This is a genomic window from Olsenella sp. oral taxon 807, assembly GCF_001189515.2.
GTDB lineage: Bacteria > Actinomycetota > Coriobacteriia > Coriobacteriales > Atopobiaceae > Olsenella_F.
In genome coordinates this window covers 961042-983967 of the sequence record NZ_CP012069.2, presented here as the reverse complement: position 1 = coordinate 983967, position 22926 = coordinate 961042, and the positions used below count along the sequence as shown (strand labels likewise).

The window sequence follows — 22926 nt, the reverse complement described above, 5'->3', positions numbered from 1 at the left end:
GCCGCGCACGTGCTAGGCAACGACCCTCCCGTAACGACAGAGCTGCTGCTGCACGTGTTGCCTCTTGCGCTCGCTCACGGGAATGCAGGTCCCATCCCTGAGCGTGATGGTGTCACGCGAGAGCCTGAAGACACAGCTCAGATTAACGAGGAAGCTGTTGTGGCAGCGAATGAACGTGTCTGGCACGAAGGTCTGGAACTTTTTGAGCGACATGGTGACAGGAATCACCTCGTCGAGGATGCCGGAGGCGGAGGCCATCCCGTCGGAGACGTCGTCCTTCTTCATGGCCTTTGAGTGAGGCCTCAGATGAATGTGCAGCGTCCGCCCACGACTCTCGACATAGCGAATGTCACTTACGAGAACATAGAACGTCGCCTTGGTGCCACGCAGGCAGAGGGGACAATCGAAGCCTAGCTGACATCGCTCGAGAAACAGGGTGAGAACGGCCCTATTCAGGGCAAGCTCGAGCTTGTCGAGGGAGATGGGACACACCAAAAACCCCACATGCTGCACCGTGTGGCCGTGCGCCACAGACACGTCCGAGGGTACTATGAATATGATTTGGGTCGTATGCCTATCGGAGAGGAAGCCGCTCACCACTCGGATGGCATCGTCCACTCCGCCAAGCTTGCTGGCAATGAAGAGCACATCCGGAACATGGCTCACAAGCGAGTCCACGCCACTCAGCACGAAGACGTCCAGGTCGTCAATGCCTTGATCAGGATACGCGCTGCGCTCGACGACCGTCGGCACCAGATGGCCTGGGGAGCCGTACCACGTGAGGCCGAGCTTCCCTATCAGGCCCACCAAGTTCTGTGACTGGTTCGCGTCCGCATCAAACACGGCAATATGAAGGTCCATTACCCCCCCCCGATACTTTGCTTTCAGATGTATGTGTTATGTCTGCAATCATATCAACACCATCCTCACAAACGCCCGACGGCGGTCCCACAACGCAAGACGCTAGTCAATATTCAGTTATATTACAGCTCTTTTCGTGATACCTTCTGTAACTTTCTTTGTTAACGTCTTCTTGATGCACCAGAAGATATACTCGCAGCAGAATTTGACAAAATCGCGGCTGGGCGACATGAGTGCGAGGCGGCGTCCCCAAGGCAGGGCAAGCGCACGCCCCTATGAGGGCAAAGACACTGCCCTCATAGCCGTCGTAGTGCGCGATCGCCCATCAACCTCTCCTGTCTGGCCACCATCCCGTCATCTTCACGCGGGCCACTGCGTCATCAGCACCCGTGCCGAGACGCCGGTCTCGCAGACCCTCTGGTTGAGGATCCTTAAGAAATTTGCGCCACAGAACAACATCTCTCGCGGTATCATGCCGGACATCCTCGTGCTCTCCTCGGTGCGTCTCCTTGCGACGGCGCATAAAATCACATGATCTTCAAAAATAGTCTGAAATCCGTATTTGCCAACATCGACGACACCCTCTGCCTAGATCCGCAAAGCGTAGCGAGGCATATCACGTCGCGCCACAGGTGAGGCGGGACCACCCGTCGGGCAGCGAGGGAGATTCGGCGGATTGAGAGGGCAATGATAGTGAGAGAAGCTAGTGACGCAGGTAAAGACGACGCCAAGGAGCGTCTGCACGCGCTCGTGGAATCGGCACTGAAGGTGTCTGGCATCACGGGCGAAACGAGTTTTTGTGGGGAACTGGGCGTCGACTCCATGCAGCTCGTTGTGTTGTTATTGGCTTGCTATTGGCGATCGAGAGAGAATTCAAGATCACCATTCCCGACCGTGGCCTCATGGCTGCCGGTTCAACCTTTGGCGCGCTGACAGACTTTGCCCTGTCGCTCATGGATGTGAACTCCCATGGCCAGCCAGGCTAGCGACACGCTTATGAGCTTATAACCAGAACCTGAAGCCAATCACCAACCTTAACCTGCCGGAATCCCGCTCCATGCCTGATTATGGGCGGGTGACGCTCTTGCGTGTATCTCCCGTCTGCCGCCCAAGGCAGCGTACCGATGCGCGTGATGCGCACCGGCTCACGATCGAAGAGGACCAGTGATGATGGAGCCTATCCCCTGATCACAGACACAGAGCCAGAATCGCTTACCGCGCAGAAATAGCCATCGTAGACCTCGATGAAGTCATATCCGCCCAGCATGGCGATTCCTCGAACTTTCTCGAGCGTGCCAGGAAGGCGCTCGCCTCGCGCGTAATGGTCAATTATGCATTGGGCCACATCAAGCGTATGAACCTCGTATGGATCACCCAGATAGCATTTTGAGACAATGCCCCGCAAAGAGTCTGAGAGGCTCTCATCAAGCTCTCCGAGCTCGTTACGAAGCGCTGCGATCAAGTAATTGACCTGCTGTTGGTTGGTAACGTGTCCCCCAGCGTCGAGCTTTTTCATGAGTTCGATGTAGCGCTTCGATCGATGCTTGCGAAGTGCACGCTCAAATGTGACGGGATTTACTTTCTGTTGAGCCTTTTTTGAGCTAGATTGCACATCGAGTTGCTGCTGTCGTCTACTGTTTGCATGAACGTTAAGTAGCTGGCGTGGCATCTGGATACTTCCTTTCTCCTTGATTCAAAATGTGCGGCTATCCTGACGCGTACGTAGCGAGCTGGCCGGGACTTTCGCGGAGCGAAATCAAGCTCAACGAGTCTTGGGAGTGCATCTATGCGGCTTAGGGAAGCCCTACGATCGACCAAGCTGACTCCCTCATATGAGGACTTCTCGAACGCGCGGCCCCTCAGACCTTTGGAGAGGATGTGATCCGATTGGCTTGCCCGAGGCAGGGACGGCACGTTCACGCCCCCAATTTTGAATCGACTCGATTTGCTCGGGACTGGTTTGCGACAGGGGAACAACATTGTTGAATGCTTTTCTAATAATATCCGCAGTAATGGAAAGCTGGGGATTCGCGACCTTCCGATATGCCAGATCTCGAATTGTTGACTCAAGATCCGCCCCGCTGAATCCCTCCGTAAGCTCCACCAGCTCATCGGCAAGGGGTCCTGCGAAATTAAGACTCAGGTACTTTTTCATATAGAGTGACATGATGGACTGACGTTCTTCGGTGGTGGGTAGATCGACGAAGAATATCTCATCGAATCTCCCGCGCCTGAGTAACTCGGGCGGTAGCTGTGAGACGTTGTTCGCGGTGGCAATGACGAACACCATCTTCATGCACTCCTGGAGCCAAAACAGGAACTGGCCGACCATCCTAGTGGACACGCCGCCATCGCCGGCTGACGCGGTGGCACCAGACAACCCCTTCTCGATCTCATCGATCCAGAGAACGCAGGGTGAGACGGCTTCCGCCATAGTAAAGGCTTCCTTGAGCTGCCTCTCGGTTTGGCCAACATAGGAACCCTGAACGGTTGCGAAGTCAAGGCGATAGAGGGGCAACTTCCAACTTGACGCAATTGACTTCGCTGAGAGGGACTTACCACAACCCGGGACGCCAACAAGCAAAATCCCGCGGGGAGGCTTCAACCCCATCTTGAGAAGGGCGTCGCGCTTCTCGGGGGTAAGCAGTTCCTTCTTTTCCTTGCACCATTCCTGCAAGGCTGCAAGGCCACCGACCTCTGCATCGGATTTACTGGTCTGTATCTTCTCAAGTCCACTGATGTTCGAGAAGAGCTTGTCTTTTGAGCCGCGGATCTCGACGAGATCATCCTCACCAATGTGCCCGTTCGCGATAAGGGAGGCGATTGTATTCTCGATCTCGATCTGGGAGACCCCGGCCAATGCGCTGGCGGCCTCACGAACCTCCTCATCCGTCCACTCAATGGGGATGCTACCCCGGTATTGATCGATCAGACCCCTGATGACAGCATAGGCCTCCTCCTCGTTGGGACGGTCCAGAACGACTACGAGCCCCGTCTGCTGGAGTTGCCCCCACACGTCCTTGTTGGTGATCACAATGATGGTGGTTGAGGCATCAACTGCTGACTGCACGAGGTCGTAGAGATCCTGGGCATCTCCCGTCTCGGTGGAGATGTCCCCCGTCTCTGACAACGCGAAGGTAAGTTGGCTACGCTTCTTCATCTGCTCACGCATGAAATCAAAGGCCTCGTAGACACTTTCCCCATCGCAGACGGTCTGCATGGATGTGACGTCATAGATCCCCTTTGACTTGGTGTGGCAATATACCTTGACCCCAAGCTCTTCGGCGACCTCGGTCAAGATCTCGATAGCCCGCCTTCTCTCATCCGTCTTGATGGTTATGAGAGGGATGCGGGCCTTCGCATAGCGCACCAACAAGTCCCTCGTCTCATGCTTGCTGCTCATTCGGGCTACCTCAGAATTTGTTAACTGGAGTCTTATGGATGATGGAAAGAAGCTTGCCGCTTCTGTCCACTCTGGGTGCAGAGTCCTCGAGGCTTGACTGATTGGCATCAGCTTGGCCTCGGATGAGAGATCGGCACTCCTCACGATACTTTTCAGGCATAGCTGGAATATCCACCGCATTCATCAAGGTGATGAACTCTCGACGAAACGCAAGCAAAGCTTCGGTTATTGATCTCTCGTCAGCCACCGACCGCCTCTGCCTCTTTTGAAAGGCGTCTACTGCGGCGTTCATCCTCTTGTTGACGGCACCGATAAGCTTTTGAAGAAACCTATCCGATACACCCGCCTGCCAATCGAGAGTTCCCGAACGCATGGCCGAGATGGCGCCATCGTCGTCAAGCCTATTGCCGAATATGTCGATAACCTCAACCCACTCTGCATATGTATGGGGGCTTCTCATTTTTGAGCCATCCTAACATGTCGAATAACCATACTACTGGGGGGAGTCAGATCCCAATCAGGTAAACCCTGCGCGAATGTTGGATAAGCTTCCATAACGCTCTCGTTACCCTTGCCGACGTCGTTGTTGACCGGGCGTGGGCTGACGAACGTGCCGACGTCGACACTCGCGAACATCCTGCCGACACCGTTGTCGGCAGGACTTGGGTCACCTGCAGTGCCTTTAGGTGCAAGCGTATCCATATCGTTGGCCTCATCGGCCACTGCAGCAAAGGCATCCTCGGTATGCTCGGAGATCGCTTCGAATGGTAAGGACGGACCCGTCTCTTCGGCCATTGCTATGTGATTGGGCTCTGGTGTGGCCTGCTCGGGCTTTGCGGGAATGTCATCCCCCTCTGGGGCCACGTTCGCAAACGCCTGCCCGGCCGGTACCTCCACACTCCCGCCCCCCTCTGGGGTCACGTCAGCGATCACCTCCTGCTGGCTCTCGGCTACCTCAGCGACTTCTTCGAACGGGGCGTCATTCCCCCCTGGGGCCGCGTCCACCAAAATGTCCTGCTGACGCTCGGCTACCTCACCGACCTCCTTGGACGGGACGCTGTCCACCTCTGGAACTACGTTCGCAAACGCCTGCTCGGCCGGCGCCTCCACGCTCCCGCCCCTCTCTGGGGCCGCGTCCGCGCGCGAAGCAGGAACACCAAGTCTTTTCAACGATGCGCCACATCTGGCACAAAAGTTAGAGGAGTCACGATTCTTCTTCCCACACATAGGGCAAAACACGTAAATTCATCCCCCTTCTCAATGAGTAGCCGAGACGATGTGACGTGTGACGCCGGTAAGGGTCCTCACGTACTCATCAGGTGAAAGCTCGTTAAGCATATCAAGAACTTCTTGGCTTCCGGCATCATATTGACTAAACTCGATACGAAAGTCAACGATTTCGGCAATCGTTGCCTTGAGCAGCTTGGTACCATTTTCTTTTTTTGTGTCATAGTTCGAATTAATCACATCACGGTGAGAGTTTATATTCTTTTCCTGTGAGTAATGTTTATATACAAGAGCAATTCCAGCAATACATAAGAGAACTCCAAAGAATGTTAGCTTAGCAGCAAGAGCAATAAGACCGAAAGCGATGCATGCGATACCAGCATAGTGGCAGTTTTGCTCAAAGGGCGTAAGCACGGTCTTATCTAACTCAGCACTGCGCTCTGACTCGACCAGCTCATCAAAGGCCTTGACGAGGTTTTCCTCATCTGTGCCAGCGGAAGTGACAGCATTGAAGCTGTCGATGTTAATTTCGATGTCGTTTGGAATCTTCATGCGATTCTCGGCAACCATATCATTGTAGCCATTGCAAATCCATTCGCGTGAATACGCCACTGCAAACTGCTGAGACGAGACACTTGAGCGCGAGATATCGGGATACATCGCTGCATCGGTCAGTAGTTGGGTAAAATCACGTTGCTCCTCCATGGAGGTCTTCTCGTGATCCGCCAATATCTGCGCCTCTTGGGTATCGCCCTCGTGTTCGATAATCAACTCACAAAGACGCTCTTCGCGCTTGAGCGGAAGCTCTTCGTCATCGAACTCAGAGACAAGAGTAGTTAGAATATCGTCAAGTTGCTTCCTCACGACATCCTGTGAGGGCTGCTGTGCAAAGATATCCTTAAAATATGCTAGAATATACTGATGAGCCATTGCTCCCTCAAGAATATCCTCGAGGATAGGCCATGTGTGCGAGTACTTGCGAAGGTAAGGGTACTTGGTTGGATCGACAGGCTTGCGCTTGTCTTTAAGGGCAGTCTTCCAACGGCTGGTCTGCTCCTCAAGAAACCCCGGACGGGAGGCGAGCAGATCACACCAATCATTGAGTTGGCCTGCGATCGCTCCCTCAGAATCGGCCGAGAAGAGACCTGTGGCATACGCATCAAGTATGATGATGGCTTCCCTACCAAGTCCTTCGGGATCTTGGTTGGCAAGATACCGCCTCACCCACTCGAGTGCGGGCCCTTGCCTATTGGCACGACGGCAAATGAGCCCAAATAGCAGAGATGCCTTCTCATCATTGCGATGGATGGCCTCCTTGAGCGCCTTTTTGGCAATGTCCTTCTCATCATTGATCCACGCTGCGAGCGCCACAAGACAAGGAGCAAGCCAATACTCGGGACACTTCAGCATAAGGTCCTCGGAGGCTTTGGTAATCGTTGCATTCCTGACAATACCGAGATCGGTTGCCTGGAGTATTCCTGTAGTGGTTCGTCTCACCTCCGAGTAATGCCCAAACTTTACAGCAAGCTGCTGTCTGATATTATTAAGCTTTGTAGTTGCGTGTTCAAGTTCCCAACGTCGCATTTCATTATTGACATAGTCTCGGAAGTCGCTTGCTAGCGCGTCAAGCCGAACCTCGACGCCATTCATTTGACGGTTAACGTTAGCGACGGAATCGTCAACCTGCTCAATTGCACGACGCATTGAAGTCAGGTTGTTCTCGATCGTAGTCAAATCTGCCGTTTGGATTATCCTATCTGCCACTGACAGCACCTTTCTCCACCATACTTGATATCAGATAGCATAGCGTCACTTGATGGATGAGGACACTGGAACGGGATGCGACGCCCCTGTCTCCGGCGCTTTGCCGCGTCTTCCGATGATCCATTCGCTGCCCTCAATGACCTTTGATGACCCGCCCGGCCAGCGCCCCTACGCCACCTGCCCCATAAGCTTGGCCAGGCGCTCGGCCATGGCATCGACCTGCCCTGCCGTCACGACAAGCGGCGGCAAAAAGCGCAGGGTCGAGTCGCCCACGCAGTTAAGCACGAGACCCGCGCGCAGGCCCTGCTCGACGAGGCTTCGCGCCATGGGCGCGTCGAGCTGGGCGCCGCGCATGAGGCCGCGCCCACGCACCTCAGTGACGTGCGGCAGCGCCGCGAGCCTCTCGGCAAGCTGTGCTCCCACCTCGATGACGTGCTCGCCTATGCCCTCCGCAACGAGCGTCTCCATCGTGGCGCGGCCCACGGCGCAGGCAAGCGGGTTGCCGCCGAAGGTGGAGCCGTGGTCTCCCGGCCCGAGCAGGTCGGCGACCTCTCCGTGCGCGGAGAAGGCGCCCATGGGAAAGCCCCCCGCGATGCCCTTGGCCATGCTCACGATGTCCGGCACGATGCCCGCGAGCTGGTACGAGAAGGGCGCGCCGCAGCGAAAGACGCCGGTCTGCACCTCGTCCACGATGAGCACGAGACCCCGCTCCTCGCAGAGGCGAGCGGCTCCCTGCAGATACTCGGGGTCGGCCGGCCAGACGCCGCCCTCGCCCTGGACGCACTCCAGCATGATGGCACAGACGGGACCACAGCTTGCCTCGGGCCTAGCGATAGCCTCCTCAAGGGCGGCAAGGTCGTTGAGCTCCGCCGACATGAAGCCTGCGGGCATCGGCGCAAAGCTCTTATGAAACACGTCCTGGCCGGTCGCCGCCAAGGTCGCGAGCGTACGGCCGTGGAAGCTCCGCTTGGCCGTGACGATGCCCGTGGCCCCGCCGAGCCTACGCTCGCCCCAGCGGCGCGCGAGCTTGATGGCACCCTCGTTCGCCTCGGCGCCCGAGTTCGCGAAGAAGGTCCTCCACGTCTGGCCCGTCGAGCCCGTCACGTGACCCTCCTCGTCGGTGGTCGCACCAAGCAGGCGCGAGAGCGCAGCCGCAAGCTCGCTGCGGTTCTCGACGTGAAAGTAGTTTCCCACCTGCCAGAGCCTCTCGGCCTGCCCCTTGAGGGCGTCCACGAGCCTGGGGTGGCAGTGCCCCAGGCACACCACGCCTATGCCGCCCAAAAAGTCCAGGTAGTCTCTGCCCTCAGAGTCCGTGAGCACGCAACCCGAGCCTCGCACGAACTTCACGGGCAGCCGGGCGTAACTGTGCATGAGGTAGCGCTCGTCCCCTGCGATGAAGTCCGCGTGTGTGTCAAACTCGTACATGCTATGCCTCCTTGGGGTTGCGGGAGTCGTTGGATATCTCGGTCCCGATGCCCTCGTCGGTGAACGTCTCGACGAGCAGCGCGTGCTCGACGGTGCCGTTCAGGATGGTGACCTGGCCCACGCCCGCCTCGATGGCCTCGATGGCGCTTCTCACCTTGGGGATCATCCCCTTGCTGAGCGTGCCCGCATCGATGAGGTGTCGCGCCTCCCCTACACCCATGCCGGCGATGAGACTGTCCTTGTCGTCGAAGTCGGCGTAGAGGCCATCGACGTCCGTGAGGAAGAAGAGCTTGTCCGCGCCGAGCGCCTGGGCGATGTGGCTCGCCGTGAAGTCGGCGTTGACGTTGTAGGGGCCGCCGTCCTCGCCAAAGCCCACGCCTGCGATGACGGGGATGTAGCCGTCATCTAGAACCTTGAGGGCGAGGTCTGGGTTAACCTCGGTGACGCGGCCCACGCGGCCTAGCTCGGGATCGAGCTGACAGGCCCTGAGCGTGCGGCCGTCGGCGCCCGAGATGCCCACCGCGTGGTTGCCGTAGCCGTTGATGGCCTGCACCAGCTCGGCGTTCACCTTGCCCACGAGCACCATCTGCACGACCTCCATGGTGTCCTCGTCCGTGACGCGCAGACCGTCCTTGAAGCGCACGCTCAGGTTGAGACGGTCGCTCAGAGACGAGATGTCCTTGCCGCCGCCGTGTACGAGCACCACGTGCACGCCCATGAGCTTGAGCAGCAGCACGTCCTCGATGACCTTCGCCCGGAGCGTGGCGTCCTCCATCGCCGAGCCACCGTACTTCACCACGAAGGTGCTCCCCGCCCACTCGTTGATCCACGGCAGGGCCTCCACGAGCACCTCAGCCTTGCCCTGCGAGGCATCGCTGGGCCTGCGCCTTCTCATCACCATGTCAGCCAACCTTTCCTGTCAGGGACCTTGCACCTGCGGCTCGCGCCTAGGTGCGGTAGTCCCCGTTGATGGTCACGTAGTCGTGCGTGAGGTCGCAGGTCCAGACGCGCGTGGAGCACGATCCCATACCCAGGTCGATGGCTATGGGGACCTCGCTTTCCTTGAAGCGCTTGAGCATGTCGTCCTCGTCCATGGCCACGGCAAGGCCACTGCGGCAGACAGGCACGCCGAGCAGGTCGATGTCCACCTTGCGCTGGTCGAAGGCCACCCCGCACTTTCCGGCGGCGGAGGCGACCCTGCCCCAGTTCGCGTCGTGCCCGAAGACAGCGGTCTTGACGAGCGGCGAGTTTGCGACGGCGCGGGCCACGGCGTCGGCGTCTGCCTCGGTGGCCGCCCCCATGACGTCGACGGTCACGAGCCTGGTCGAGCCCTCCCCGTCGGCCGCGATCTGGCGGGCCAGCGCCTCGCAGGTCGCGCGCAGGGCGGCGCAGATGGCAGGGAAGGCCGCAGAGTCCTCGTCGATGGCCTCGAGCTCGGCCTCTCCCGTGGCAAAGAGTATGCAGCAGTCGTTGGTGGAGGTGTCCGAGTCAACGGTCACCTTGTTGAAGCTCTGGCTCACGGCCCGCCCCAGGGCCACCCGCGCGGCCTTGGGCGTGAGCGGTGCGTCTGTGGAGAGCACCGAGAGCATCGTGGCCATGTCGGGCTGGATCATGCCCGAGCCCTTGGCAAAACCCCCCACGTGGACCTCGACGGTCCCGCCACCTGGAGCGGGAAGGCTGCCGACGTAGGCGGCCTGCTTGGAGTGGGTGTCCGTCGTCATGACGGCGCGGGCGGCGTGGTGGGCGGCCGCTACCGAGCGCTCGAGCTGCCCAACGCAGGCGGGCACTCCCATCTCAAAGCACTCCAGGCCCAAGGGCACGCCGATGACACCGGTCGAGGCCACGAGCACCTCCTCGGCAGCGCAGCCCAGGGCGTCCGCGACGATGCGCGCAGATGCGCGTGCAACCTCAAGGCCCTGCTCGCCCGTGGCGGCGTTGGCGTTGCCCGAGTTCAGGACGACGGCACGCGCGTGGCCCGAGGCCGCACGTGGCCGCGAGACCTGCACAGGCGCCGCGCAGAAGCGGTTCTTGGTGAAAGTGCCCGCACAGACGCAGGTCCTGTCCGCGACGACGAGCGCGAGGTCACGACGGTCAGGATTGTGGCGAAAGCCCGCAGAGACGCCTGTGGCCCGGATGCCCCTGGCGGCGCAGACGCCGCCCTCGCAGGGCACGAAGCCGAAGCCCTCGGCCGCACCGTCCCGCTCAGGTACGCGCAGCGGCTCAAATCCGCTCATGAGCAGCCCCTCTCCTTGCATAGCTCATATCCTGCCTCGCTTCCGACACCTTGGTCCCGCAGCCCGTGGGCCGCAGGCGCCATTGGATTGTGTCCCCCATATATGCATATTGCTGCATGCACGATGGACAAAGACTAGCACAGGGAGGTAGCCCAACGGCGCAAAAGGCGATGTTTCACCGAATTGGAAACATAGCGTCACGAGGCGTGTCCGTCCTTATCGGCGCCACCCGGGCAGAAGTCAGGCTCCAAACCGAGGCTTGCGGACTCTGGCGCAACCCCCCCCCGCAGCCTGGCGGGGGGTTGCTCGGACGCATTTGCCCAGTTGGGCCATTTTCCATAGTGCCCCGCAGCCTGGCGGGGGGTTGCGCGCCCCACGCCTCCCAGGCGGCGACGTGACCGAAAGACGCAGTCTGCGCGACGTGGGGGCTGCAAACTGCACTTTTCCGTGAGACGTTGGGCCAGAGTGCGCTTTTACGTGAGGTCCAACGTGCAGAATGCGCTTTTCCGTGAGACTCAACGTGCAGAATGCGCTTTTCCGTGAGGCCCAACGTGCAGAATGCGCTTTTCCGTGAGACTCAACGTGCAGACTGCGCTTTTCCGTGAGACGACTCGACGTTTGCGCAGGTCAGAAAAGGCGCACTTTACGGAAAAGCGCACTCTGGGGGTTGGAGTCAACGGAAAAGCGCACTCTGGAAGGCCACGCGGGTGAAGAGTGCGGTTTTCCGTGAAGGCCCGGGGACAGAATGCGCTTTTACGTGAGGCCCAACGCACAGAATGCGGTTTTCCGTGAGACGACTCGACGTTTGCGCAGGTCAGAAAAGGCGCATTCTACGGAAAAGCGCACTCTGGGATCGCGGGTCGACGAAAAAGCGCATTCTGAGCCAGCGACGTCACGGAAGGACGCGCTTTGTGTGCCACCACGGTGCGCGTCACTATCCCACGTACTGCTTCGTTGGGTGCTCCTGCGACTTGGCTGAGGTGTATTACCTGCGATCATAAGATCGCTGGAGAGGATCTCGGAAAGATACCCGAAGCATCTGCTGTGTGATCGCTCCCACAGAAGCGCTCGGGTATCGTGCATGCACACCTTGCGGACTTCATTCTTGGGGAAAGGCATTTCGCATCATCTCCTGACAGGGAGTCTTCGAACTATATGGTGGCGACATCGGCCTTTCCACCCCATGATTGTGGCATGACAGGGGTACATCCGCGAGAGGCTGCCGTGCAAAGGGCGCCACAGGTCCCGTGACGCACGAGGACGGCGGGGCCTGGCGAGCAATCGAGAGAAGCATGATAGAATACCTGTGGGCGGCGGGCGATGTCGTCCGGCACCAGTTGGGCGGCGCGCGGGACGCGGCGCACAGGGCATCGGGAGACCTCTTCCGGCGCGACGTGGGCCTTCTATCACAGCTGCGAGCGTCTGGGCGACAGCTGCTGCGCAGGGGACGGACGAGAGGGGACCTTTGATGCAAGACCTATGCGAGCTCCTGAGGAACAACCCCTACCCCGGTCGCGGCATCGTGGTGGGCAAAGACTGGGGAGGAAGGCACTGCGCGTACTACTGGATTATGGGCCGCAGCCCCAACAGCAGGAACCGCGTCTTCTCGCTGACAGCAGACGGCATCCGCACAGAGGCGCACGACCCCGCGCTCCTCAAGGACGCAAGCCTCATCATCTACCACCCCGTGCGCCGCATGGGAGACGACCTTGTGGTCACAAACGGTGACCAGACCGACACCATCGTGGACACAGGTGACTTCTTTGCGGCGTGTATGGCCCGTGAGTTCGAGCCAGACGACCCCAACTTCACGCCACGCATCTCGGCCATCCTGCACGCAGGCGGCTCCTTTGAGCTCTCCATCCTCAAGCGCCAGGCCGGCGCCTCTGGCCGTTGCCAGCGCGAGTTCTTCTGCTACGAGGGCGCCGACGAGGGCACGGGCTACCTCATCAGCACCTACCAAGGCGACGGTGATCCGCTGCCGAGCTTCGTCGGCGAGCCGGTGGAGGTGAGCCTGCCCACAGCCAACGAGCTGTGGGTCGCCCTCAATGCCGACAACAAGGTGTCGCTCTACGCCAACGTCGGGGGCACGGTGAAGCTGTACAACAAGAACCTCGGTGACTGAGGGCGAGGATTAGGGAGAGAACCTGTGAACGAACTCGAGCTCAAGTACGGCACGAACCCCAACCAAAGGCCCTCACGCGTCTTCATGAGGGACGGCTCCGACCTGCCCATGACAGTGCTCTCGGGTAGACCCGGGTACGTCAACCTCCTAGACGCCCTCAACTCCTGGCAGCTCGTGCGCGAGCTCAGGGAGGCCACAGGACAGAGCGCCGCAGCGTCGTTCAAGCACGTCTCGCCCGCCGGTGCAGCCGTGGGCAGGCCCCTCTCCGATGTGGACAGGCAGATGTACTTTGTGGACGACGAGGGAGAGCTCTCCCCCATCGCCTGCGCCTACATCCGCGCGCGCGGCGCCGACCGCGTGAGCTCCTATGGCGACTGGGCGGCGCTCTCTGACTGCTGCGACGAGCGCACGGCCAGATACCTCAAACACGAGGTCTCGGACGGCATTATCGCACCCGGCTACAGCGATGGGGCACTTGAGATCCTACGCTCCAAGAAGGGCGGCAGGTACAACGTCGTGCTGATCGACCCCGACTACCGCTGCGCGCCCATCGAGCAGCGCGACGTCTTTGGCGTCACCTTCGAGCAGGGCCACAATGACCTCGCGATCGACCGCTCGCTACTGAAAGACGTCGTGACCGCCAACAGGGACCTGCCCGACACGGCACTGACGGACATGCTCATCTCCCTCGTCACGCTCAAGTACACACAGTCGAACTCCGTATGCTATGTGAGGGACGGCCAGGCCATAGGCATTGGCGCGGGTCAGCAGTCCCGCGTCCACTGTACGCGTCTAGCTGGCAGCAAGGCCGACGCATGGTTCTTGCGTCGGCACCCCAAGGTGCTTGGGCTCAAGTTCGCCGAGGGCATCCGGCGTGCCGAGCGCGACAACGTCATCGATGTCTACATCTCCGACGAGCAGGACGAGGTACTGGCCGAGGGCGCGTGGAAACAGTGGTTTGCCGAGAGACCAGAGCCCCTCACTCGCGAGGAGCGGACCGAGTGGATTGCCGCGCAGGACGGCGTCACGCTCGGCTCCGACGCGTTCTTCCCCTTTGGAGACAACGTCGAGCGCGCCCACAAGTCCGGCGTCTCCTACATCGTGGAGCCCGGCGGCTCCATCCGCGACGACGACGTGATCGCGGCAGCCGACAGATACGGCATCGCGATGTGCTTCACGGGAACGCGGCTCTTCCACCACTAGCATTGTATCCATAAAGTATTTACATGCTATGTGTGACGTGCTCCCGTTAATGAGAGGCGACAACGGGAGCATGTCCTAACAGGGCCGTGGCACTCGGGACCCGGTGCTGGCATCCCACGAAGCACGCTGGTCCAAGACTCCCACCGCAGTCCCAGCTGCGCGGTTCCCATTGGACCAAAACACTCCGTGCGTATGCGCGACGACTCACGACGACTGCGGTAGCCATCTGCCGTTTTCGCACGACATGCGCTCCGGGCCGGGCAGCTCGGTCTGCGAGCGCAAGGCCCGCATGCCCAAACGAGGGCGGTGTACCGCCACGGCCTTCGGGAGCAACAACAACCTCAACCATGTCTAGAAGGTATCGCGCCGACAGGCGACATGCGGAGCATGTGGGGACGTATTCGAGAAGTCATCCGCCACCTTCGACAGGACCGCAAGCGGAATCCGATGCGCCAGCCCGAGGAAGCATTACTGACCAACCCATGAAAAATAATCTACGGGGATTCACGAAGTATCCATACTCTTGTATTGACAAGAACATGCGTTCCAGTCCTGTGCTATAGTGAGTGGCAAGAAACGGCGGCGAGTGGGGGACGGTGGTCGGATGGCACGGGCGGTACGTGACGTGGGCAAGCTGAGGCCCATAGACGACCTGATGTTTCGGGTGATGGCGCAGAGCAAGGCCTTCTGCGGGGAGCTTTTGAGGGTGCTGCTCCAGGACCCGGGGCTCGAGGTGGTGGAGTGCAAGCCGCAGTCCGCCGTCACGAACACGCGGGGGCGCTCTGCGGTGCTCGACGCCCTCTGCGAGCTCTCCGACGGCAGGCTCGTGGACGTCGAGGTGCAGCGCGCCGACAAGGGCGACCTCCAGAGGAGGGCGCGCTACTACGCCTCGCTCGTGACGGCGGACAGGACGCGCCCGGGCACCCCCTTCGGGGACGTCCCGGACGTCTGCGTCGTGCTCGTCTGCGAGTTCGACCCCCTCAGGGGCGGCCGGCCGCTGTATCATGTGGACAGGGTCGTCAGGGAGACCGGCGAGTCGGCCGAGAACGGCCTCGAGGAGCTCTACGTGAACGCCCTGGCGAGGGACGGCAGCGAGGTCTCCGCCCTCATGAGGGTGCTCACGGAGGCCGAGGCGTACGACGAGGAGCGCTTCCCGGAGACGTCCAGGATGAAGCGCAGGCTCAGGGAGACGGAGGAGGGGCGAAAGGACATGGGAAGCGTCATAGAGGAGATCCGCGCGGAGTGCATCGCGGAGGGCGAGGAGAGGGGCAAGCTCGAGGGCAAGCTCGAGACGCTCGTCCGTCTCGTGCGCGACGGGCTCGTAAGCGTACAGGACGCCGCCACCTCGGTGGGGGTGGACGCCGACGAGATCAGGCGCGCGCTCGCGGCGGAGGGATGAGGTCGGCTGCGCGGGGGTGACGTGCTCGACTCATCGGCGGCCGGAAGCAGTCGGGAGCTCGGCAGGGCCAGCTCGTACCAGCGCACCGTGCGACGCCCGCCCTCATGAGGGTGCTCACGGAGACCGAGGCGTACGAAGAGGAGCGCTTCCCGGAGACGTCCAGGATGAAGCGCAGGCTCAGGGAGACGGAGGAGGGGCGAGAGGACATGGGAAGCGTCATTGAGGAGATCCGCGCAGAGGGTATCGCGGAGGGCAAGCTCGAGACGCTCGTCCGTCTCGTGCGCGACGGGCTCGTAAGCGTACAGGACGCTGCCACCTCGGTGGGGGTGGACGCCGACGAGATCAGGCGCGCGCTCGCGGCAGAGGGATGAGGTCGGCTGCGGGGGGATGATGTGCGCGAGGCGACGGTGGTCGAGCGGAAGCAGTCGGGGCTTCGGCAAAACCCGTCCGCACATGAGCGCACCGTGCGACGCCCGCCCTCATGAGGGTGCTCACGGAGACCAATGCGCACGGCGGCAAGCTCGTGCGCGCCGGCCTCGTGGACGCACGAGCTGGTGCGGCGTCGTTGGGGCTCGACCCCGACGAGGTCGAGCGCATGCTCGCGTAAAGGGCCAGCGCGCACCGCGCCCGCGCTTGGGAGAGCCACATAAGACGGACGAGGGAGGAGAGCGCCGACACGAGGCGCACCCCCATCGCTGCGGCGACGCGGGAGTTTGCTGAGCGTGGCTGCCAGGGGCGTCGCTGCGCAGCATTTGTGCGGCGGCCCATGTGACGACAGATGCCCTCTACTTCCTGTTCGCGGGCAAGGGGGAGCTCTTCGAGCGCGCGCTCGGCCCCTCCTTCGACCAGGTCGCGCTTGTCCTTGCGCACTCACTGCCGGCGCGAGCAGACCAGCCTCACGCTGGGTAAGGAGGCGCTCAAGGGCCCGACGAGCCCGGGCGGTCGACAGTGCGCCGGAATCTTGGCAGGATCGTGACACTTAGCCCAAACGATACCCCACGAGCCGCGAGAACATCCCCGGCCCGGCGTGGTCGGAACCTCCGCGCGCCCGGATCGAGCGCCGTCCTCGGCCCCACCAAGCCATGCCTCCCGTCCTCACCTTCCATCAACGGGAGCATGCCATGCTTAGCGTGTGATTGCCTTGTGTATATTGCACGAGGGCTGTTGATATAGCTTACTTCCTCGACACTCGCCCATGGCAAGTCCCATGCACCCCCGTAGCCTTCTCGTCACGTAAAGTTCCTTGACCCTCTCGCTACGTGAGGGTCCATGATGCCCTTGGAGGTGTGAGATGGACGAATCGAAACCTGCGGGAAGACACTACAGCGTGGGACAACTGGCCCAGATGGCGGGCGTGAGTGCACGCACGCTGCGCCATTACGAGGACATGGGGCTCCTCGAGCCCGCCCGGGCAGAGAACGGGTACCGCACGTACGGTCCCCGCGACGCAAGACGCCTGTCGCAGATCCTTGCGATGCGCGCCTGCAACCTTCCCCTCACGACCATCCGTCACCTGCTCAGGGACTCACAGGCAAGCCTCCGGGACACCCTTGAGTCACACCTCAGGACCCTGCGCGCGCAAAAGAAGTCACTGTCGGACGCGATGGCCCGCACAAAGGCGGCTATCGCGACTATCGAAGGGATCGAGAACATGGACAACGAGAAGAGGTTCGAGGCCATCAAGGCCCAAGGACTGAAGGAGTTCGAGGATACGTACGGAACCGAGGCGCGCAGGCGCTACGGCGATGAGGCCATCGACGCGGCCAACGAACGCATCATGTCGCTCACGCGCGACGAGTGGGACGCGAAGGACCTGCTTGAGGAGGCCATAAAGGTACAGCTGCGCCTGGCAATGGCATCGGGCGACCCGACGGGTGACCAAGCCGCTGAGCTCGCTCACATGCACGAGCGCTGGATGCGCATCCACTGGGGCAAGTCCTACGACCGCAAGGTGCACCTGGCGCTGGTGCGCGGATACCTAGGCGACCCACGCTTCAAGAACTACTACGACACCGCAGCCGGCAACGGCGGAGCAGAGTTCCTCGTGAAGACGATGGAGGCCAACCTGTAGCACAGGGTGCATGCGTGACCGGGGCGGGACCGTAACCGGGGCGGGACGGCAAGCCGTCGCCCCACCCCGGTGGAATCCCCGTTCAGGCACGCCTGTCGTCCCGTTGAGCCGCCATACCCATCCAGATCGACAGGGCGGTGATCGCGAGCATACCGATGACGAACGGGGCATTCAGCTGCAGGACGAACGCCGACATGAGCGTGTTCATGGCCCCATGGAGCACGGCACACCACAAGACGGAGCCGCCCCTCCTGCGCAGGCCGGCAAGCCAGAAGGACAAAAGGACCGCCTGGAGGGCGAAGAGCAGGAACGGGAACGAGAGGTGCGAGTCACCTGGTGTGAGCCAGAAAGGCACATGCCAGACCGACCAGATCACGCCTGTGACGAGCGTGGCCACAGGATAGGGCAGCCTCCCCTCGAGTTCGGGTTGCAGCACACCGCGCCAACCCAGCTCCTCATTGCCGCCGCCGATGAGCGTCGTGACAAGGAAGATCACCGGAATCGCGAACGCGGGAATCGCTGCGTTGAGACCGGAGGAGTTTCCTGCGATGGAGAGCGCTCCAAGTACGACGAGCAGGAAAAGCCATCCGATGGAGGTCCTCGAGCCACCGCAGACAAACCGCGCGAACCCGTGCAGCGACCGTGCGTCAGGCCTCACCACCAGCGCGGCAACCGTCGGCCCAAAGCCTCCTATAAGAAAGAGGGGCAGGACGGCGGGTGAGTCCACCGTGGCCACCCCGCTCGCGCACAGGGCGGCCCGGGCCATCCAGCAGGTCCAGGTCATCGCGAATGCGATGATGAGGTACCGTGCGATGTGCCGTCCGTCGGTCATGGCCTCATCCATGGGCTACTCCTGGTCCTTGCGAAACTCGCGAATCATCTTGGCCAGACCTCCGAAGTTCAGGTGCACGTGCTCCTTGTCACTGTCCACATGGATGCCGTCCCAGCCCACATGGACCTCCTCGCCTCCCTTGGAGTCACGGACGTGCACGCCCTGGGAAAAGCTGATGTTGACGTAGTCCTGCTCGGGATGCTCGGGGGACTGCCAGGCAGACTCCTCCCCTGCCTCCGCAGGCGCCCCCTCGGCGACGCTCGCGCTCTCAGCGCCCTCTTCGGGATCATCTGCGTCTGTCTCACGCTCTAGTGTTGCGACAATCGCCCTCTCGGGATCGGCGAACAACAGCTCGTCCACCGTCACCCCATAGAGCAGGGCAAGCGCGATGAGGTTATCAGTGTCGGGAGATGACTCGGCGCACTCCCACTTCGACACCGCCTGGCGCGAAACGCCGATCTTAGCGGCAACCTGCTCCTGGGAAAGCCCGGAGGCCCGACGATACTCGTAAAGTCTCTTCGCTGTCTCGATCTTCATGATGGGAACCTCTCTCTGTCGTCGTTGGTATGAGCCTAGCAGCTGCATGGCATCATGCTCAACCACACCCATCACATGCACCACCAATTCTAGCTTGCAATTCTTCTCGCAACCAATAGTTGCGAGCAAAGCCCGTGCTACCCACCAGAAACCCCGAAGAGCCGCAAAAAGGGGACATCCAGAGAAAACAAGCGTTCCCGAATGTCCCCAAAGGGCTCGTATGTCATCTCGCAACCGCAGGTGGAAGCTCTAAATGATTCTAAAGTCCCTCAATGTACCCGTGCCGATACCCACTCACGAGAGGGAGACGTTACCGAATTCCGAGAGCCTGAGGTCGGGATTTCGCTCGATGGCCCAATCGACGTTCCACTCGTTGGTAAACAGCAGGAGCCTCCCGCCCCGCATGTCCTCGACACGGCAGGTGTCCCTAGAGAGATTCAACCTTGCGACGTCGATGTCGTCTGGACTGTTGACTATCCAGCGAATCTCCGAGTACGGAAGCGGCTGGCGCATGACCTCCACGCCATACTCGCTCCTCAGGCGCCGCTCGAGCACGTCGAGCTGCAGCACGCCCACCACGCCCACGATGACACTCTCCATGCCGGTACCGAGCTCGCGAAAGATCTGAACGGCACCCTCCTGGGCAAGCTCCTCCATCCCCTTGATGAACTGCTTGCGCTTGAGCGTGTCAACCTGCGTGATGCGTGCGAAGTGCTCGGGAGCGAAGGTCGGGATGCTGGGATACTCCACCTGTCGCCTGCCCGCGCAGACGGTGTCGCCGATCGAGAACAGGCCCGGGTCAAAGAGGCCCACGACGTCGCCGGCGTACGCCTCGTCCACCGTCGCACGATCGTCGGCCATCATTGCCGTGCCGCACGCGAGCTTGATCCTGCGCTTGCCCTGCACGTGCTGGGCATCCATGCCACGCTCGAACTTGCCCGAGCAGATGCGCACGAAGGCGATGCGGTCACGGTGGTTCTTGTCCATGTTCGCCTGGATCTTGAAGACGAAGCCAGAGAAGTCGTTGCGAGAGGGGTCCACCTTCTCGCCCGTAAGCCTGTCCATGTAGGCCAGGGGTGCGGGAGCCAGACACAGGAAGTCCCTGAGAAAGGGCCCCACGCCAAAGTTGGTGAGCGCCGAGCCAAAGAACACCGGGGTGAGCTTGCCCGTGTGCACGGCCTCGAGGTCAAACTCGTTGTCGGCACCATCGAGGAGCTCGATGTCATCGCCCAGATTCCGGTGATTCTCCTCGCCTATGAGCTCGTCGAGGGCAGGGTCTCCCAGCTCGGCCTCGACCTCGTCCACCCGCTTCGTGGCGTTGGCATGGCCGTCGCCCTCGAAGGCGAGCACGCGGCGCGCGGCGCGGTCGAACACGCCGCGAAAGCCGCGGCCGCTGCCGATGGGCCAGTTCATGGGGTAGGTGCCGATGCCGAGCACCGTCTCGATCTCCTCCATGAGGTCAAAGGGGTCGCGCGCGTCGCGGTCGAGTTTGTTCACGAAGGTGAAGATGGGGATGTGGCGCAGCGTGCACACCTTGAAGAGCTTCTTGGTCTGGGCTTCGACGCCCTTCGCGCCGTCGATGACCATGACGGCGGCGTCGGCGGCCATGAGCGTGCGATAGGTGTCTTCGGAGAAGTCCTGGTGGCCGGGGGTGTCGAGGATGTTGACGCAGTAGCCGTCGTACGTGAACTGCAGCACCGACGAGGTCACGCTGATGCCGCGCTCCTTCTCGATGTCCATCCAGTCAGAGACCGCATGGCGCGCACTCGCCTTGCCCTTGACGGAGCCCGCCGTCTGTATGCTACCGGTATAGAGCAGCAGCTTCTCGGTGAGGGTCGTCTTGCCCGCATCGGGGTGCGAGATGATGGCGAAGGTGCGCCGCGAGGCAATTTGATCTGACAAGCTTGGCACGGAAGTCCCTTCTCATGTGCGTTACGACATGACGCATGTGGCCGGCTCGGGTGGCGCACGCGGACGATCTCGACTACGTTTGCCAGCCTGAGAAATTGTAGTAGCGAAGGGACCACGACAACAACGGACACACCCGCCTGCCACCAGCCGCACACATTACGCCACCAGTCCATGCAATGGCTCGGTGACGTTAGCGCCCGTCGTGCGAGATGCGCGACGATCGTCGGCTGCGAGCATGGGCTGTCATCGTCGGCATACGTCTAACGGCCGCATGGTGTCATGCTCGACCACACCCGACACGAACGCCACTTCTGGCATACGATGTTCTTTCTCCCGCAACCGGTGGCTGCAAGGAGAGCTGGCTTCACGCACGCCTTGACGGACAGGCCTTAGCGCCGACGTGGCAGCCAGGGTATGCAGCGGTTGACGCGCTCACAATACGCGCGATACACGCTACCATGGAGATCCAGGAGCCATCGCTCCTCGGTGTGCCGCATGAGCAGCGTGAGGAACGCCCAGAACAGGAGGGGCAGAGCGAGCAGCCAGACATTGTCCGCCATCACGATCGCCCCCGTGCACGCCATGGCAAAGGCCACGTAGATCGGATTTCTCACCCACGCGTAGACACCTGTGGTCACAAGCTGGTTCTCACGGATCCCATCGTCTATGCCCGCGCCAAAGAATGCCGCCAGCCACATCGCGACCCCAAGCACGACCAGCGCGATGCCCAGAGCAATACGTGCGGCGTTCGGGACCGGCCAGCCCACGCAGGGGATCAGGCCGAGCTGTCCCAAGGCTATGCCGAGCACCGTCACCCCGATGATGGCGACAACATAGAGGGGGCCCACGCCCGCATAGGGCAGGTGCCCAGACTCGCCCCTCGCCATGGCCCCCCTTCCAACTCATCACTATTAGCCTCATAGTACTTCATCGCGTACATGACTCTCCCATCTTGCCACGCTGAAATTCAAAAATGAGCAGGCGAAAAGCAGGGGTGAGTACGGAACGAGGCGTTGATGCAAGCAACTGCGCGCCGCCGTGCCCGGAAACCCCTCTATGTAGAGAAACCCCATCTATTGTTTTCGAACGAACTCAACTACGCTTTTCGAGTCACCTCGCTTCATCTTTTCGAGGAATCAAGACGCGAGCAAGCCATGTTAAGGCGTAGCGAAACTGCCCGTCAGAAACCCCAAAGAGTCTGCCATTCTTTACTTTCTCGATAATCTATGCTATAAAGATAGCCGGTTTATCAAAGATAGTATGATTATCAAAGGGAGACGCTGCGTGACGTACTGCTCTGATTTGACGAGAGAGCGCATCTTGGAGTGCGCGAAAGCCGAATTCCTTGCGAAGGGGTACAGGGCAGCGCAGCTCAAGTCGATCGCTTCTGCCGCCCAGGTGACCACCGGAGCTATCTACCGACACTTCAAAGACAAGAACGACCTGTTCCTCACACTTGTGAAGGAAGTGTCCGAATTCACAGTCGCCCGTCTCGACCGCGATGGGTGCGACGCCGCCGGTATCCAGAAGGCACTTGACTCCGACTCCGTCGAGCAGACATATGCCCAGGTGATGGATTACATCGATTACATGTACGAGCACTGTGATGAGTTCAGGCTGCTTCTGAAGTGTGCGCAGGGGTCATCTGCGGAAGATTTCACCGAAACGATCTCAGAGCGTTATGCGGCACAGAATATGGCCTTCATCGACGCTGCGTACGAGACCGGCCTGGCTTCCCACAGGCCAAGCGAGACCGAAGTGCATATGCTGACACGTGGATATATAAGCGCGGTATGCGAATGCATCGTCCGCGACATCCCCTACGAACAAGCGAAGGACTACATAAAGAGCATCGTAACGTTCCATCACTACGGGTGGTACGGCATTCTTGGCTTGTCCGCGAAGTAATGGTCTCGTTATTTTCAGTAAGATAC

The 22926-nt window shown here is 60.7% G+C and carries 22 protein-coding genes; 9 read left to right on the top strand and 13 right to left on the bottom strand.

What is annotated here, in order from left to right; all coding sequences use genetic code 11:
* Positions 1 to 12: 12 nt before the first annotated feature.
* From ADJ70_RS04220 to argJ, 9 genes are all read right to left on the bottom strand, one after another.
* Positions 13 to 861 carry a LytTR family DNA-binding domain-containing protein gene (locus tag ADJ70_RS04220; RefSeq protein WP_050343787.1) on the bottom strand — a complete coding sequence of 283 codons (849 nt, stop codon included), beginning with the start codon at positions 859 to 861 and terminating at the stop codon, positions 13 to 15.
* Positions 862 to 2038: 1177 nt separating this feature from the next.
* The gene (locus tag ADJ70_RS04210; RefSeq protein ID WP_050343783.1) at positions 2039 to 2530 is read right to left on the bottom strand and encodes a hypothetical protein; all 492 of its coding nucleotides are present in this window, start codon (positions 2528 to 2530) and stop codon (positions 2039 to 2041) included.
* Between the two features lie 159 nt (positions 2531 to 2689).
* A complete protein-coding gene (locus tag ADJ70_RS04205) occupies positions 2690 to 4264 on the bottom strand; it encodes an AAA family ATPase (protein ID WP_050343781.1) in 1575 nt (524 codons plus the stop codon).
* Positions 4265 to 4274: 10 nt separating this feature from the next.
* Positions 4275 to 4724 (bottom strand): hypothetical protein, encoded by a 450-nt coding sequence (locus ADJ70_RS04200; protein ID WP_050343780.1) that lies wholly within the window; start codon positions 4722 to 4724, stop codon positions 4275 to 4277.
* Positions 4721 to 5374, bottom strand: coding sequence for a hypothetical protein (locus ADJ70_RS04195; RefSeq protein WP_050343778.1), 654 nt, complete (start codon positions 5372 to 5374; stop codon positions 4721 to 4723). Before ADJ70_RS04195 ends, ADJ70_RS04200 begins: the two co-directional genes overlap by 4 nt.
* A 147-nt stretch (positions 5375 to 5521) precedes the next feature.
* Positions 5522 to 7255 carry a hypothetical protein gene (locus ADJ70_RS04190; RefSeq protein WP_050343776.1) on the bottom strand — a complete coding sequence of 578 codons (1734 nt, stop codon included), beginning with the start codon at positions 7253 to 7255 and terminating at the stop codon, positions 5522 to 5524.
* A gap of 168 nt (positions 7256 to 7423) precedes the next feature.
* Positions 7424 to 8680: an aspartate aminotransferase family protein gene (locus tag ADJ70_RS04185; RefSeq protein WP_050343774.1), complete on the bottom strand. Its 1257-nt coding sequence runs from the start codon at positions 8678 to 8680 to the stop codon at positions 7424 to 7426.
* Between the two features lies 1 nt (position 8681).
* Positions 8682 to 9581 carry an acetylglutamate kinase gene (gene argB, locus ADJ70_RS04180; RefSeq protein ID WP_216597314.1) on the bottom strand — a complete coding sequence of 300 codons (900 nt, stop codon included), beginning with the start codon at positions 9579 to 9581 and terminating at the stop codon, positions 8682 to 8684.
* 46 nt (positions 9582 to 9627) lie between these two features.
* Positions 9628 to 10914 (bottom strand): bifunctional glutamate N-acetyltransferase/amino-acid acetyltransferase ArgJ, encoded by a 1287-nt coding sequence (gene argJ / locus ADJ70_RS04175; RefSeq protein WP_083444084.1) that lies wholly within the window; start codon positions 10912 to 10914, stop codon positions 9628 to 9630.
* Positions 10915 to 12206: 1292 nt separating this feature from the next.
* Here argJ and ADJ70_RS14915 point away from each other — a divergent pair.
* From ADJ70_RS14915 to ADJ70_RS04145, 8 genes are all read left to right on the top strand, one after another.
* Positions 12207 to 12383 carry a hypothetical protein gene (locus ADJ70_RS14915; RefSeq protein WP_172674436.1) on the top strand — a complete coding sequence of 59 codons (177 nt, stop codon included), beginning with the start codon at positions 12207 to 12209 and terminating at the stop codon, positions 12381 to 12383.
* Positions 12383 to 13039: an IMP cyclohydrolase gene (locus ADJ70_RS04165; RefSeq protein ID WP_050343770.1), complete on the top strand. Its 657-nt coding sequence runs from the start codon at positions 12383 to 12385 to the stop codon at positions 13037 to 13039. Before ADJ70_RS14915 ends, ADJ70_RS04165 begins: the two co-directional genes overlap by 1 nt.
* Positions 13040 to 13063: 24 nt before the next feature.
* A complete protein-coding gene (locus ADJ70_RS04160) occupies positions 13064 to 14242 on the top strand; it encodes a phosphoribosylaminoimidazolecarboxamide formyltransferase (protein ID WP_050343768.1) in 1179 nt (392 codons plus the stop codon).
* A gap of 604 nt (positions 14243 to 14846) precedes the next feature.
* Positions 14847 to 15641, top strand: coding sequence for an Rpn family recombination-promoting nuclease/putative transposase (locus ADJ70_RS04155; RefSeq protein ID WP_050343766.1), 795 nt, complete (start codon positions 14847 to 14849; stop codon positions 15639 to 15641).
* 104 nt (positions 15642 to 15745) lie between these two features.
* Positions 15746 to 16012, top strand: coding sequence for a hypothetical protein (locus tag ADJ70_RS04150; protein WP_050343764.1), 267 nt, complete (start codon positions 15746 to 15748; stop codon positions 16010 to 16012).
* 110 nt (positions 16013 to 16122) lie between these two features.
* Complete coding sequence (locus ADJ70_RS15485) at positions 16123 to 16248, top strand: hypothetical protein (RefSeq protein ID WP_256381303.1); 126 nt, start codon at positions 16123 to 16125, stop codon at positions 16246 to 16248.
* A 161-nt stretch (positions 16249 to 16409) separates the two neighbouring features.
* Positions 16410 to 16550, top strand: coding sequence for a hypothetical protein (locus ADJ70_RS14490; protein WP_216597313.1), 141 nt, complete (start codon positions 16410 to 16412; stop codon positions 16548 to 16550).
* 382 nt (positions 16551 to 16932) lie between these two features.
* Positions 16933 to 17712, top strand: a complete 780-nt coding sequence (locus ADJ70_RS04145) for a MerR family transcriptional regulator (RefSeq protein WP_050343762.1) — start codon at positions 16933 to 16935, stop codon at positions 17710 to 17712.
* Positions 17713 to 17794: 82 nt separating this feature from the next.
* Here the strand turns inward: ADJ70_RS04145 and ADJ70_RS04140 are convergent, their stop codons facing one another.
* The 4 genes from ADJ70_RS04140 to ADJ70_RS04125 all read right to left on the bottom strand — a co-directional run bounded on the left by ADJ70_RS04140 (position 17795) and on the right by ADJ70_RS04125 (position 21879).
* Positions 17795 to 18556 carry a CPBP family intramembrane glutamic endopeptidase gene (locus tag ADJ70_RS04140; protein ID WP_050343760.1) on the bottom strand — a complete coding sequence of 254 codons (762 nt, stop codon included), beginning with the start codon at positions 18554 to 18556 and terminating at the stop codon, positions 17795 to 17797.
* 3 nt (positions 18557 to 18559) lie between these two features.
* Complete coding sequence (locus ADJ70_RS04135) at positions 18560 to 19153, bottom strand: helix-turn-helix domain-containing protein (protein WP_253273229.1); 594 nt, start codon at positions 19151 to 19153, stop codon at positions 18560 to 18562.
* Positions 19154 to 19375: 222 nt separating this feature from the next.
* Positions 19376 to 20992 (bottom strand): peptide chain release factor 3, encoded by a 1617-nt coding sequence (locus ADJ70_RS04130; RefSeq protein ID WP_050343758.1) that lies wholly within the window; start codon positions 20990 to 20992, stop codon positions 19376 to 19378.
* A gap of 389 nt (positions 20993 to 21381) precedes the next feature.
* Positions 21382 to 21879, bottom strand: a complete 498-nt coding sequence (locus ADJ70_RS04125) for an isoprenylcysteine carboxylmethyltransferase family protein (RefSeq protein WP_050343754.1) — start codon at positions 21877 to 21879, stop codon at positions 21382 to 21384.
* 397 nt (positions 21880 to 22276) lie between these two features.
* Between ADJ70_RS04125 and ADJ70_RS15550 the strand changes: the two genes are divergently transcribed.
* Positions 22277 to 22900 carry a TetR/AcrR family transcriptional regulator gene (locus ADJ70_RS15550; protein WP_050343752.1) on the top strand — a complete coding sequence of 208 codons (624 nt, stop codon included), beginning with the start codon at positions 22277 to 22279 and terminating at the stop codon, positions 22898 to 22900.
* Positions 22901 to 22926 lie beyond the last annotated feature (26 nt).